This is a genomic window from Cellulophaga fucicola (genome assembly GCF_900119145.1).
Lineage (GTDB): Bacteria > Bacteroidota > Bacteroidia > Flavobacteriales > Flavobacteriaceae > Cellulophaga > Cellulophaga fucicola.
In genome coordinates this window covers 219,253-233,782 of record NZ_FPIY01000003.1, presented here as the reverse complement: position 1 = coordinate 233,782, position 14,530 = coordinate 219,253, and the positions used below count along the sequence as shown (strand labels likewise).

Annotated in this window: 14 protein-coding genes; 12 read left to right on the top strand and 2 right to left on the bottom strand. The window is 32.9% G+C overall.

All coding sequences use genetic code 11. The features are described 5' to 3' along the window. Nucleotides 1-28 precede the first annotated feature (28 nt). Nucleotides 29-784, bottom strand: a complete 756-nt coding sequence (locus tag BT107_RS11720) for a sulfite exporter TauE/SafE family protein (protein ID WP_072304000.1) — start codon at nt 782-784, stop codon at nt 29-31. A gap of 74 nt (nt 785-858) precedes the next feature. Between BT107_RS11720 and BT107_RS11715 the strand changes: the two genes are divergently transcribed. Continuing rightward, on the top strand, nt 859-2,670 hold the full coding sequence (locus tag BT107_RS11715) for a sodium:solute symporter family protein (RefSeq protein WP_072303999.1): 1,812 nt from the start codon (nt 859-861) through the stop codon (nt 2,668-2,670). Next, the gene (locus tag BT107_RS11710; protein WP_072303998.1) at nt 2,671-3,756 is read left to right on the top strand and encodes an acyltransferase family protein; all 1,086 of its coding nucleotides are present in this window, start codon (nt 2,671-2,673) and stop codon (nt 3,754-3,756) included. A gap of 1 nt (nt 3,757) precedes the next feature. Here the strand turns inward: BT107_RS11710 and BT107_RS11705 are convergent, their stop codons facing one another. Then, complete coding sequence (locus BT107_RS11705) at nt 3,758-4,342, bottom strand: riboflavin synthase (protein ID WP_072303997.1); 585 nt, start codon at nt 4,340-4,342, stop codon at nt 3,758-3,760. 55 nt (nt 4,343-4,397) lie between these two features. On the opposite strand from BT107_RS11705, the gene pdxA reads away from it, so the two are divergent. The 10 genes from pdxA to BT107_RS11655 all read left to right on the top strand — a co-directional run bounded on the left by pdxA (nt 4,398) and on the right by BT107_RS11655 (nt 14,512). Next, entirely contained in the window at nt 4,398-5,450 is a 1,053-nt protein-coding gene (gene pdxA, locus BT107_RS11700; RefSeq protein ID WP_072303996.1) for a 4-hydroxythreonine-4-phosphate dehydrogenase PdxA, read from the top strand. A gap of 166 nt (nt 5,451-5,616) precedes the next feature. After that, nucleotides 5,617-6,150, top strand: a complete 534-nt coding sequence (locus tag BT107_RS11695) for a YceD family protein (protein WP_072303995.1) — start codon at nt 5,617-5,619, stop codon at nt 6,148-6,150. Nucleotides 6,151-6,159: 9 nt separating this feature from the next. Continuing rightward, nucleotides 6,160-6,357, top strand: a complete 198-nt coding sequence (rpmF, locus tag BT107_RS11690; protein ID WP_072303994.1) for a 50S ribosomal protein L32 — start codon at nt 6,160-6,162, stop codon at nt 6,355-6,357. Nucleotides 6,358-6,531: 174 nt separating this feature from the next. Continuing rightward, nucleotides 6,532-7,527 (top strand): beta-ketoacyl-ACP synthase III, encoded by a 996-nt coding sequence (locus tag BT107_RS11685; RefSeq protein WP_072303993.1) that lies wholly within the window; start codon nt 6,532-6,534, stop codon nt 7,525-7,527. A 42-nt stretch (nt 7,528-7,569) separates the two neighbouring features. Continuing rightward, nucleotides 7,570-8,052, top strand: coding sequence for an acetyl-CoA carboxylase biotin carboxyl carrier protein (accB, locus tag BT107_RS11680; protein ID WP_072303992.1), 483 nt, complete (start codon nt 7,570-7,572; stop codon nt 8,050-8,052). A 67-nt stretch (nt 8,053-8,119) separates the two neighbouring features. Then, complete coding sequence (gene accC, locus BT107_RS11675; protein ID WP_072303991.1) at nt 8,120-9,475, top strand: acetyl-CoA carboxylase biotin carboxylase subunit; 1,356 nt, start codon at nt 8,120-8,122, stop codon at nt 9,473-9,475. Nucleotides 9,476-9,606: 131 nt separating this feature from the next. Further along, nucleotides 9,607-10,374, top strand: coding sequence for a DUF2314 domain-containing protein (locus BT107_RS11670; protein ID WP_072303990.1), 768 nt, complete (start codon nt 9,607-9,609; stop codon nt 10,372-10,374). 95 nt (nt 10,375-10,469) lie between these two features. Further along, the gene (locus tag BT107_RS11665) at nt 10,470-11,159 is read left to right on the top strand and encodes a hypothetical protein (protein ID WP_072303989.1); all 690 of its coding nucleotides are present in this window, start codon (nt 10,470-10,472) and stop codon (nt 11,157-11,159) included. Nucleotides 11,160-11,163: 4 nt separating this feature from the next. Further along, nucleotides 11,164-13,095, top strand: coding sequence for a hypothetical protein (locus tag BT107_RS11660; RefSeq protein WP_072303988.1), 1,932 nt, complete (start codon nt 11,164-11,166; stop codon nt 13,093-13,095). A 13-nt stretch (nt 13,096-13,108) separates the two neighbouring features. After that, complete coding sequence (locus BT107_RS11655; protein ID WP_072303987.1) at nt 13,109-14,512, top strand: hypothetical protein; 1,404 nt, start codon at nt 13,109-13,111, stop codon at nt 14,510-14,512. Nucleotides 14,513-14,530: the final 18 nt, after the last annotated feature.

The following is a 14,530-nucleotide window of genomic DNA, read 5'->3' as shown; positions in this document are numbered from 1 at the left end:
TAACATTATTGATTAAAAAAGCAATAGTTTATCGCACCAAGATTAATAAAGCGCCAATAGCCGTAAGTATTAATATCATTTTTCTGTAATACTTGTCTTTAATATGTTTTACTAGAAAAGTGCCTGCAATAAAACCAATAAAAATTCCTGGCAAAAGTTTTAGGTTTAATAGTAGTGTATCTGTGGTTATTGTTTTCCAGACAAAAAAATGGAAAGGCAGTTTAAAAATGTTTGTTATTAAAAAAAGCCAAGCTGCTGTACCTATAAATTGTTTTTTAGGTAAGCGCATAGCTAAAAAGTAAATGTTAGAAAAAGAACCAGCAAGATTGCCAATCATTGTGGTTATACCAGCTAGTAGTCCCATTGATCCTGCAAATGCCCAATGTGTAGGTACATTTTTAGATTTTTTCTGATCCCACCAAAGCATCATTATAACGGTAAGTAATATAATAGCGCCCATGCAATACTTAAAAGTAGCTTCAGGTAAATCTTTACCAACAATAACTCCAATTAGTATACCTGTAATCATCCAAGGTAAAAACTTAATAATATATTTCCATTGTGTATGTTTACTGTAGTATATAACGGCAAAAATATCGCCAATAACCAATAAGGGAACTAACAAGCCAGTAGACGCTTTGGTGCCAAAAGCTAAGGCCATAAGCGTAACTACAATAATAGAAATACCTTTTAACCCAGATTTAGAAACACCCATAACAAACACAGCAGTAAATGCCAGTACCCATGCAGTTGTAGAAATGTCTGTTGTTATTAATAGACTCATAAATGGTGTTTAGCTAAAAAAAACAAATGTATTCTAAAAAATAATACCTTTACTAATTAACCAACTACTAAGAAATGGAATTAAGTGTACTAGATTATAGTCTAATCATTGTTTTTTTTACAATTGTTTTGGCTATTGGGATTGTGGTTTCTAAAAAATCAGGAAAAAGTTCATCGGAGTATTTTTTATCAGGAAGAACAATGCCTTGGTGGTTGTTGGGGCTTTCCATGGTAGCTACAACATTCTCTACAGACACACCTAATTTAGTCACAGATATTGTTAGAACAGATGGTGTTTCTGGTAACTGGGTTTGGTGGGCTTTTTTAATTACGGGTATGCTAACCGTTTTTGTTTATGCAAAACTATGGCGTAAGTCTAATGTAAATACAGATTTAGAATTTTATGAATTAAGATACGGTGGTAAGCCTGCTAGTTTTTTAAGAAAATTTAGAGCCATATATCTAGGAGTTATATTTAATGTTATTACAATGTCTGCAGTAACATTGGCTGCTATAAAAATTGGCGGAATAATGCTAGGGTTAGAACCATGGCAAACAGTAGTAAGTGCAGGTTTAATAACAGTTACTTTTAGTGCTTTAGGCGGGTTTAAAGGTGTAGTTTATACAGATTTTCTATTGTTCTTTGTGGCAATGGGCGGTGCTATAGGCGCAGCTTATTACTTGGTAAACTTACCAGAAGTAGGTGGGGTTACAAAATTACTTGCTCACGAAAATGTAAAAGGAAAGCTTTCTATTTTACCAGATTTTAGCAATACAAAAGCTGTAATTACTTTATTAGTTATACCGTTGGCTGTACAGTGGTGGAGTTCTTGGTATCCTGGAGCAGAGCCAGGTGGTGGTGGTTATATTGCGCAACGTATGTTGGCAGCAAAAGATGCAAACCACGCAATAGGGGCAACATTCTTTTTTAATATTATGCATTATGCATTACGTCCTTGGCCTTGGATTTTAGTGGCTTTGGCGTCTATAGTTGTATATCCAGATATTGCAAGTATATCAGAAGCTTTTCCTAATATCGCTGCGGATAAGTTGGGGCACGATTTAGCATACCCAGCAATGTTGACAAAACTGCCAAGCGGACTTTTAGGTTTGGTATTAGCATCTTTAATTGCGGCTTATATGAGTACTATTTCTACACAGCTTAACTGGGGATCTTCTTATATAGTGTATGATTTTTATAAACAACAGGTTAATCCTAATGCATCAGAAAAAAAATTAGTAGCAGTTGGTAGAATTTCTACTGTGATATTAATGGTATTAAGTGCCTGTTTGGCTTTGTTAATGCAGAATGCAATGGAAGTTTTTGATATGTTACTTCTTTTTGGTGCTGGTACAGGTTTAATTTTCATTTTACGTTGGTTCTGGTGGAGAATTAATGCATGGACAGAGATTGCTGCTATGTTTGCATCTGGAGCATTATCTATAATTTTAAAAGTTACGCCTGTAGGTAATTACCTTTTTGCTGCAGAAACTGGTGTTTTCCCAGATTGGTTCCAGATTCCGTTTGTAATGCTTGTAACAACCATAATATGGGTAGCGGCTACTTTTATGACTAAGCCAGAATCTAAAGAGGTCTTAAATAGTTTTTATAAAAAAATTCAGCCAGGAGGTCCAGGTTGGGAAAAGGTTGTAGTTGATGCTAAGGCAGATAATATAGAAATAGTAAATCCTAATGAAAAATGGAGTGTGCCATCTGGTATTGGTGCTATGGTGTTAGGTTGCGTGTTAATATACACTTGTATGTTTGCAACAGGATATTGGATTTATGGAGAAACAATGAAAGGATTAATATTTACGGGTATTGCAATTGTTGCCGGCTTATTCTTGATAAAAGCTTGGAATAGAATGAAAACAGATATTTTGTAAATGAATAATAGAGTTATATCTGTAGACATATTCAGGGGTATTACCATTGTTTTAATGATTTTGGTTAATACGCCTGGAACTTGGTCTAGCATATATGCTCCTTTTTTACACGCAGATTGGCACGGTTATACACCAACAGATTTAGTATTTCCGTTCTTTTTATTTATCGTAGGTATTTCTATTGTATTTGCATATCACAATAGAGAGGTAAGCGGTAGTACCTATCGTAAAATTACTATTAGGTCTTTAAAATTGATAGGTTTGGGCTTGTTTCTAGGTGCATTTACGCTTAATTTTCCTTTTGTTAAAGATTTTGAAAACATACGATTTCCTGGTGTTTTACAGCGTATTGGAGTTGTGTTTTTCTTTTCCTCTATTCTATTTATGAAAATACATTGGAAGGCTTTACTAGTAGTGTGTGTAGCAATTTTAGTTGGTTATTGGTTGTGGATGGGTTTTGTGCCAATTAACGGTGTGGAACCAACTTTTGATAGAGCACCACACAATTGGGCGAATTACATAGATTTAAATGTATTGGGTATACATATGTGGAAAGCAGATTATGACCCAGAAGGAGTATTGAGTACTTTGCCTGCAATTGCATCGGCTTTGTTTGGTGTATTTACGGGTTTAATGTTAAAGTCTAATAAAAATAATAAAACAGGACTTCTTTTTGGGTTAGGTATTGGTCTTTTAGCTCTTGGTTATATTTGGGATCTGTATTTTCCTATAAATAAAGCTATATGGAGCAGTAGTTTTGTACTAGTAACAGCAGGTTGGGCAAATATAATACTATCAGTAATTTATTATTTTTCTGATGTAAAAAACAAAAAGTTTGGAGGTGTTTTTAAATACGCAGGAGCTAATGCTATTACTGTTTTTTTCTTATCTAGTTTTATTTCTAAGCTTTTTGGACTTATAAAAGTAGATGGTACCTCTCTGCATGGATGGTTGTTTAAAAACCTGTATGTACAAGATTTTATGGCGCTAAAATTATCATCCTTATTATATGCACTAACTGTGGTTACATTTTATGTGCTACTAGCGTATGTGCTTTACAGAAAAAAAATCTTTATAAAAGTGTAGTTTATTTTGCAATTAGCTTAGCTACGTATTTACCAATAACATCAAACTCAAGGTTAACAATAGTACCAATTTTATAGGTTTTAAAAACAGTGTTTTCAAACGTATACGGAATTATAGCTACACTAAATGTATTTTTTCCAGAGTTAAAAACAGTTAAGCTAGTACCGTCTATAGTAATAGAACCTTTTTCAATAGTTACATTGTTATAATCGGTATCATATTCAAAACTAAAAACAGAACTACCATCTTTTTCTTCAATAGCCGTACAAATACCTGTTTGGTCTACGTGGCCTTGTACAATGTGTCCGTCTAACCTTGTACCTAAAATCATTGCGCGTTCTAGATTCACAGGAGTATTTACTTGTAAAGAGCCAAGACTTGTTTTTTGCAATGTTTCATCAATAGCGGTAACAGTATAGGTATTATTCTCAATAGCAACAACAGTAAGGCATACACCATTGTGAGCAACACTTTGGTCTATCTTAAGTTCTGGTGTTAAAGTAGATTCTACAGTAATGTGTAGGTTGCTGTCTTCTTTACGTAATGCGGTTACTTTCCCTAAAGTTTCTATAATCCCAGTAAACATATCGTTTTAATTAAGTAGTTTTGCGGTGTAAATTTAGACATTATACAGTTGAATTATGCAAGAAGGCAAAAAAATTAAGGTAGGAATTTCTATAGGCGATTTAAACGGAATTGGCTGTGAAGTTGTTTTAAAGACTTTTGAAGACAACCGAATGCTAGATTTTTGTACTCCAGTTATTTTTGCATCAAACAAGACCATTTCATTTCAGAAGAATGAATTAAAGTTAAACATTAATTACAATGGTATTCAAGATGCAGAAAAAGCAATAGATGGCAAAATTAATGTAGTTAATGTATGGAAAGAAGTACCCAAAACTAAATTTGGAGAAGCTACTGAGGAAAGCGGTAAGTATGCGTTAAAATCTTTGCAGGCAGCAACAAAGGCATTAAAAGAAGATAAGATTGATGTGTTGGTTACAGCACCAATAAATAAAAATAACATACAGTCTGAAGAATTTAATTTCCCAGGGCATACAGATTATTTAGCAAAAGAATTAGGTGGTAAAAGTCTAATGTTTATGGTAACAAGTTCTCTAAAAGTAGGCTTGTTAACAGACCATATAGCTGTAAAAGATGTTGCGGAGGCTATTACTGCTAAGCTTATAAAAGAAAAAGTTGCTACTATAGAACGTTCTTTAAAAGAAGATTTTGCAATACAAAAACCAAAAATAGCATTGTTAGGTATAAATCCGCATAGTGGAGACAATGGTGTTATTGGTAAAGAGGACGATGTTGTATTAAAGCCAACAATAACAGAATTAAAAAACCAAGGTAAAATGGTTTTTGGGCCCTATTCTGCAGATAGTTTCTTTGGCTCTGATGCATATTCTAGTTTCGATGCAATTTTAGCAGCATATCATGATCAAGGTTTAATACCATTTAAGACGTTGTCTTTTGGCAAAGGAGTAAATTACACAGCAGGATTAAGTAAGGTGCGTACATCTCCAGATCATGGAACAGCTTATGAAATAGCAGGTAAAGGAGAAGCAGACCATAGTTCTTTTAAAGAAGCAGTTTTTACAGCTCTAAAAATCTTTAAAAACAGAGAAGAGTATAAGGAGTTAACGCAAAATCCATTAAAAAAACAGCGTTTAAAACGAAAAGAATAAAATATTTTCTCTAGATTTATAGATAATTAGCCCTGAAAATAGGCTAAAACAATACCTAAACTATTAAGTAGTAATATATTTGCAACAAATAGTTGGGTTTTATTAAAATAATAATATCTTTGCACCCGCCTTTAAGGAGGCTGGTACTTTTAAATATAGTGTTGTTATGATGAAGCTAAAGGAGTTTTCCATTCCTTTTTCTGGATTAAAACAGGGAAAGCACAGTTTTGAGTATAATATAGATAATAAGTTCTTTGAAGCATTTGAGTACGACGAGTTTAATAGCGCTAATATACAAATAGAAGTGTTGTTAAATAAGACAAGTACAATGTTGGAGTTAGAGATGAAAGCAGAAGGAACAGTAAATGTTTTTTGCGACATTTCTAGTGAAGCTTATGACCAAGATATAGACTCTACGTTAGAGTTGGTAGTAAAGTTTGGCGACGAGTATAATGATGAGAATGAAGAAATACTGATAATTCCTCACGGAGATTACCAGGTAAATGTTTCGCAGTATTTATACGAAATGCTGGTATTAGCCGTACCATCTAAAAGAATACATCCAGGAGTATTGGATGGCACTTTAAGATCTAAGGCTGTAGATAAGTTGGAAGAACTTCAACCAAAGGAAGAGAAGGAAAATAAAGAAGATATTGATCCCAGATGGGACGCATTAAAAAAATTAATAACGGATAAATAAAGTTTCATAATGGCACATCCAAAGAGAAAAATTTCAAAAACCAGAAGAGACAAGAGAAGAACGCACTATAAAGCGGTAGCTCCAACACTTGCAAAAGATGCAACAACAGGAGAAATTCACTTGTTTCACAGAGCTCACTGGCACGAAGGTAAATTATACTACCGTGGACAAATTTTAATTGACAAAGCAGAAGAGGCAGTAGCTTAATTCTATTTTTGTACAATATTCAAAACTCTCACCGAAAAAGTGAGGGTTTTTTTATTTTTCATCAATTTTTGTCAAAAAATAAACACTTTTGGTAAAAAGTCATAAAAATTGACTAATTTTCCATGATTTTTAGACTTTTTTGAAACTTTTTGATTAAAAAAATCAAACTTTAATATGGGTAAAATATCAGCGGCAATAACTGCAGTAGGTAAGTATGTTCCTGACTTTGTTTTAACTAACAAAGAATTGGAAACGATGGTAGATACAAATGATGAGTGGATTACCACTAGAACAGGTATCAAAGAGAGGCGAATATTAAAAGGAGAAGGTAAAGGAACTTCTTTTATGGCAATTAAAGCAGCTGAAGAATTAATACAAAAAAGAGGTATAGATCCTAAGGAGATAGACTTAGTTATTGTAGGTACCGCAACACCAGACCTACAGGTGGCGGCAACAGCTGCATTTGTAGCATCGCAAATAGGAGCAACTAATGCATTTGCTTTTGATTTAGAAGCTGCATGTTCTAGTTTTCTATACGGTATGTCTACGGCTAGTAGTTATATAGAATCTGGAAGGTATAAGAAAGTATTATTAATAGGAGCAGATAAAATGTCTTCTATATTAGATTATACAGACAGAACTACTTGTATAATTTTTGGTGATGGTGCTGGAGCTGCACTTTTTGAGCCAAATGAAGAAGGTTTAGGTTTTCAAGACGAGTACTTAAGGTCTGATGGTATTGGAAGAAACTTTTTAAAAATAGATGCAGGTGGATCTTTATTACCAGCATCTGAAGAAACAGTAAAAAATAAACAACACTTTGTTTTCCAAGACGGAAAATCTGTTTATAAATATGCCGTATCTAATATGGCTGATGTTTCTGCAAAAATAATGGAACGTAACAACTTAGAGGAGAAAGACGTAGATTGGTTGGTGCCACACCAAGCAAACAAGCGTATTATAGATGCTACAGCTAGCAGAATGGGTGTAGATTCTTCTAAGGTGATGATGAATATTCAGAAATACGGTAATACCACATCTGCTACTTTACCTTTATTGTTAGCAGATTACGAGAAACAACTAAAAAAGGGAGATAATCTAGTTTTTGCTGCCTTTGGTGGTGGCTTTACTTGGGGTTCTATTTACTTAAAATGGGCCTACAACTCTTAATAAAACATATTAAAACTTACAACTAAACAAAATCTAATTTTTATGGATATTAAAGAAATTCAGAGTTTAATTAAGTTCGTTGCAAAATCTGGCGCTAGCGAAGTTAAATTAGAAATGGAAGACATTAAAATTACCATTAGAACAGGAGCACTTAACTCTGGTGGGGAGACTACTATTTTACAGCAGATACCAATGGGGCAACCTCATATGGCACCAGCTGCAGCACCAGCACCGGTTGCAGGAACTGAAGCAGCACCTGCTCCAGCTGAAAGTGAAGATGCTAAATACATTACTATAAAGTCTCCAATTATTGGTACTTTTTATAGAAAACCATCTCCGGACAAACCAGTGTTTGTAGAAGTAGGTGATAGTATTGGTCAAGGAGATGTTCTTTGCGTTATAGAAGCAATGAAACTTTTTAACGATATAGAATCAGAAGTATCTGGTAAAATTGTAAAAGTGTTAGTAGATGATTCTTCTCCAGTAGAATTTGATCAACCTTTATTCTTAGTAGATCCATCATAAGGAATTTTAGACACTAAATACTTTTAGTTTTTTAGAATTTAGGATTTAAAATTTAAAATTTCATAAGATGTTTAAAAAAATACTTATTGCAAATAGAGGAGAGATAGCGTTGCGTATTATTAGGACCTGTAAAGAAATGGGAATTAAAACGGTAGCGGTATACTCTAAGGCAGACGAAGAAAGTTTGCATGTTAGGTTTGCAGATGAGGCTGTATGTATTGGCCCTGCTCCTAGTAGTGAATCTTATTTGAAAATACCGAATATAATTGCAGCAGCAGAAATTACAAATGCAGATGCAATACACCCAGGATATGGGTTTTTATCAGAAAACTCTAAGTTTTCTAAGATATGTGCAGAGCATGAAATTAAATTTATAGGTGCATCTGGCGAGCATATTGACCGTATGGGAGATAAAGCTAGTGCTAGAGAAACTATGAAAAAAGCTGGTGTGCCAACTATTCCTGGTTCAGATGGTTTGCTTAAAGATGTTGCCGAGGCAAAAAAAGTTGCTAAAAAAATGGGGTATCCTGTTATGGTAAAAGCAACTGCCGGTGGTGGTGGTAAAGGTATGCGTGCTGTTTGGTCTGAGGACAAAATGGAAGCTCTTTACGAAAGTGCAGTACAAGAAGCAACAGCTGCTTTTGGTAATGGTGCTATGTATATGGAAAAGCTTATTGAAGAGCCAAGACATATAGAGATACAGATTGTAGGAGATCAATACGGTAAGGCATGTCACTTGTCTGAAAGAGATTGTTCTATACAAAGACGTCATCAAAAACTAACAGAAGAAACACCTTCTCCTTTTATGACAGATCAGCTGCGTAAAGATATGGGAGAGGCTGCGGTTAAAGCTGCAGAATTTATTAAGTATGAAGGTGCAGGTACTATAGAATTTTTAGTAGATAAACACCGTAACTTCTACTTTATGGAGATGAATACTAGAATACAAGTAGAGCATCCTATAACAGAACAAGTAGTAGATTACGATTTAATACGTGAGCAAATTTTAGTTGCAGGTGGTGTGCCAATTTCTGGTAAAAACTATTTTCCTAAATTACACTCTATAGAATGTAGAATTAATGCAGAAGATCCTAGAAACGATTTTAGACCTTCTCCAGGAAAAATAACTACATTACATACACCAGGTGGTCACGGTATACGTTTAGATACTAACGTTTATAGTGGTTACACTATACCTCCTTATTATGATTCTATGATTGCAAAGTTAATTACAACAGCGCAAACTAGAGAAGAGGCTATTAATAAAATGAAACGTGCTTTAGATGAATTTGTGATTGAAGGTGTAAAAACTACAATCCCTTTTCATAGGCAATTAATGGATCATCCAGATTATTTGGCTGGTAATTATACCACAGCCTTTATGGAAAGTTTTGTTATGGAACCGAGTAAAGACGATGAATAAAATAAAAACTCCGATTTAATTATCGGAGTTTTTTTTTGTAGAATAACTAGTTGTTAACTTTTCACGGTTTACAGGGTATAGGCTAGATGGCTTTGGCAATATCTTTGTAGTATCAATTAAAAAGTAACGCAATGTCAACATCAGAAAATAAAGAACAAGAAGTTTTTTTTGTAAAAGAGAACGATAAAATGTCTGTAGCTTATAAAAAAGCACAGGAAACTTTTAAGTTTTTTTGGAGAGAATTATATTGGGAACAGAGACGTATAGTTCCAGCTCATAGTTTAGCAATAGTTAAGTTTCCGTTTGAGCAAATGTTTGAAGGAGATGAAAAACCAACAATTGAATATATGTGGGTTAACGATATTTATTTTGATGGGGAGACTGTTACTGGAGTACTAGTAAATAAGCCTATACAATTAACAAATGTGTCTGAAGGAGACGTAGTTAGTTGTGATTTACATAAAATTAGTGATTGGATGCTTGCTATCTCTGGTAAAACCTATGGAGGTTATACAATTCATGCATTACGATCTGATATGAGTGAAGAAGCAAGGGCACAACATGATAGTTCTTGGGGATTAGATTTTGGCGATTATAATAATATTCTAAATGTGTATAAGCAGCAAGAGAACCCAGAAAACCTTATAGAGCATCCTATGTGTGTAAATATGGGAGATAAATTCTTAGAATTTTTTAAAGAAAACCCAGATCAAGTTACTGCTTTAGATGAAGAAGGCTTTACCGTTTTGCATAGGCAAGCAATTGCAGGTAATAAAAGAACAATAGAGATATTATTAAGTTTAGGTGCCGATAAAGAAGCTAAAAATAATAAAGGAAAAACAGCTTTAGAATATGCCAAGGCATTAAACTGGGAATATGCTATTTCTGCATTAGAGTAATATTTAAGGCGAGCAGTAGTCTAATTAAGAAAGTTTACTCTAATTACAATTTTAAAGGGAAAACATAGTTTACTATTATAATTTTACATCAATATATGTTAAAAAAACTATTTACATACACACTTTTGTTTTGCTCATTGTTATTGTGTACAAGTTGTTTTGAGATTTTAGAAGAGATAAACTTAAATAAAGACGGTACTGGCCGTATAACGGTTACAGCTAACCTAAGTAAAAGTAAGTCTAAGTTAGCGTCTGTAATGCTGTTAGATAGTGTTAATGGGTATAAAGTACCTTCTAAGGACGACATTAACTTGGCTATAAAAAATGCAATAGATCATCTAGGGAAAACAGAAGGTATTTCTAATATAGAAAAGAGTGTAGATTTTGATAATTATATCTTTTCAATTTCTTGTGATTTTAAATCGGTAGAGAATGTTAACTCAATTTTTAAAGAGTTAATTACCAAGCAGAATAAAAGAGAAAAGACAAACTTTAATACTACCAACTTTTCATATAACAATGCAAATCATCAATTTAAAAGACATTTTAGATATGATGGTAGTGTAAAAAAGACATTTAATTCACTTAAACAAGAAGATAAAAAAGTCTTTAACGATGCTAGTTACACAACAATATATAGGTTTAAGTCGCTTGTAAAAAGTGTCTCTAATTCGGCATCAAAAATATCACCAAATAAAAAAGCGGTTTTTTTACGTGTGGCAGCAATGTCTTTAATTTCAGGTGAAAAAACAGTAGAAAATACCATACAATTAATAAATAACTAAAAGAATGAAAAAATTATTACTAAGCCTAACCATTTGTTGCGCTGCTTATACAGCACAAGCGCAAGATTTAATAAAAAATATACCCGCCAATTCTAGTGCGGTTGTTACTATAAAAGGAAGTAATGTTACAGACTTATTTTCTATTAAAGAGTTTGAAAACTCTAAAATAGGACAGGAAATGGTTAAAGAGTTAGCCAGAGAATCAGACGGTGACCTAACAAGTCTTAATGATTTAGGTATAGATTTTAATGCAAGTGCATATTATTTTTTACAAGCAGAAAAAGGTGTTTTTTCTAACTACTTTGCTATTCCGTTACGTTCTAAAAATGGGTTTGATAACCTAATTAAAAAGAATAATAGTAGTACCGAAAAGATAAAAACTGACGGTGATATAACTTATATGCAAGATAATTATGACGGCATTACTGTAGCCTGGAATGATAGAATGCTTGTTGTGGTTATTTCTGAAGATACAAACGAAGATGATGATTATAATTACTACAGTTATGATGATGTTACAGAAATAGAAGAAGCAGTAGAAGTTGCTGTTGATGCCGCAGAAGATGCTGTTGAAGCAGTAGAAGTTGAAGAGGCTGAAGAAGTTATTGAAATTGTAGAAGTAGAAATTGAAGATGTTGAAGAGACGGTAATTGAATCTACCGAAGATGCAACATACTCTAATGATGATTACTATAAAAAAAGAGAAGAGCGTTACAAAAGAGAACGCCAAGAAAGAGAAGCAAAAAGAATAGCTAAAACTCAAAAAGCAAAAGTGCGTAATTTACAAAAGGCAAAAGCTTTTATAAATGGCGACCACTCATCCAATAATATTTTACGTAACAAAAGTTATGTTGCTAGTTTGGGTAAGCAAAATTTTGAAGCGCATGCTTGGGCAGGAGATTTTATGAATCTTTATCAAGAATTAGTTTTAGATCAAATGTATGGTAATGCTTTAGGTATGTATAATGTAGAGCAGTTGTATAACGGTTCTACAGTATCTTCTACTTTAGATTTTACTAAAACTAGTGCAGTTTTAAATATAGATTATACAATGAGCGATATAATGGCTAAACACGCCAAAGCTATGTATGATGGTAAAATGAATAAAGACTTTTTTAAGTATTTTAATGAAGATAAAATGCTGGGTTATATGTCTGTTAATGCAAGTACAGAAGGTTTGCTTACAGAATATCCAAAGCTAATGAAATCTATGTTTGCTAATTCTGCTAATAACGAAATGGCAACTATGATTCCGCTTGGTGCAGATGTGTTATCTATTTTCTTAGATGAAGAAGCAATAGGCGAATTGGTTAGAGGAGATATGTTGTTTGTTGTTAATGATATAGCCAAAAAACAAATAACATACACTACGTATGATTATGATGAGGACTACAACAGAATTCCTATTGAGAAAACAAAAGAGGAAACTGTACCGGACTTTATCTTTATGGCAACATCTAATGGTGAAAGTATTTTTAATAAGCTTATGAATATTGCTGTTAAGGAAAATGAAATGACGGTAGATAACGGTATTTATAAATTTAACACGCCAAGAAGTGTGCCTGTAAATGTGTATGCAATGCATGCTAACGGAGTGTTGTTTTTTGCAACATCTAAAGAGCAGTTATTAGCAATTAGAAATGGAAACTTTAATGGTGGTGTTTCTAGTGAGCACAAGAAAAATATTAGCAAAAACACTTCTGCTGTTTATGTAGATGGTAAAAGTATTATATCTCAAGTGCCAGTTGAAGAATTGCCAAGAGATTTTAGAAAGAAAATAAACTTTATAACTAGCAATACAGAAGACATGCTAATTACTACTAGCAAGTTAAAAGGAAATAAGTCTAGCAGTAAAGTAGTTTTAAATACGCCAGAAGAAGGACATAAAAACGGTTTAGTTTACTTTATTAATTTTATAGATGCTTTTTTAGATTAAGTTTTTAGAACATATGCGTTTAAAAAAAATTTTAAAATTTGTAGTCCCAATAGCCATACTTTTAAGTATTGGTTATTGGGGCTACAACTATATAAACAGGACATCATCATTAATAGGTGTATTGCATAAAGATGCAGATGTAGTTGTAAAAGTAGATCTGCATAGTATAAAAGAGACCTTGATTTTAGATGCGTTATCTGCTCCTAAGTATTATTACAGTAATATTTCTTTTTCTAGTAGTAAAAAAGATAAAGAGAAAGATTCTACACAGAATAAGGGGGTAGATTTACAGCCTTATACTCTGGTTTTATACACATTAAAAAATGTAAAGAATACAGTGTTTGCAACCTTGCCAATAGATAATTCGTTAGACTTTAAAAGCTATATAAAGACTTTTGTTGCAGATAAAAAATCTGTTATAGAGAGAGAAAAAGAGTATCAATATGCTGTTCTAGAAAAATCTAAAGTCATTATTGGTTGGAATACAACACACGTAACAATAGCTGCATCACCAGAAAAACTTACAGCCACCAAAATAGCATCTGTGTTTACAGATGTTCTTGTTGGTAATAAGCTAATTACAGACAAGAATAATGCATTAATACAAAAACTAAAAAGTGCTCAAGACCATATTGTGTATGTAAAAGGTAACGGTTTAGTTGGTGCAAATTTTGTAGACGGTAAATTAGAGTTTTCTGGACAATTAGAGGTAGATAGTACAACTGGTTTTGCTAAAGAAATTTCGGTAAGTAGTATTACAGACGCGTCTTTTCAATTGTATATGGATTATAGTTTTACAGATCCAAAGCATACATCTAATTTTGTGTCGACCTTTAAAAACAGTTCTTTTTTAGAAAAAAGTAATTTAAAAATAGATTCTATAGTAGCCCATAGTAATGGCTTTTTTAGCTTAGCTATAAATGGTAAAACAATGCAACAAGATACTATTGTAAGTTATACTTATGATGACAATTTTAATAAGGTTGCAGCCAAGACGATTCAAGAAAAAGAAGTTCCAAAAATATACCTTAATATAGGATCTAAAAAGAAAGGTTTATCTACATATTTAAAAGAACAAGGGGCAATAGAACAAGATATCTTTACGGCATTCCCGTATTATAATCTTAAGGTGTCTAGCGCAAATAATACGACCTTGTTTTCTACTGATAAGAGTCTGCCTAAAACACAAACGTTTAAAACGGCTAATTTTTTTGAGTGTACCGCAGATTTTAAAAAATTAAACGAACAGTTAAGTTTTCCTAAGTCTGACTTAATATTTGGTCTTTTAAAAACCTTAGATGTTAATGCTAATTTGGTAGAAGAAGGTAAAGTTGGTTTAGAAGGTGTGCTAACGGCACAAAGAGAAGATGTAAATATAATTACACAATTATTTTTTGGTTTAGAAAACGCCAAATAGCAGACAAACATACAATAG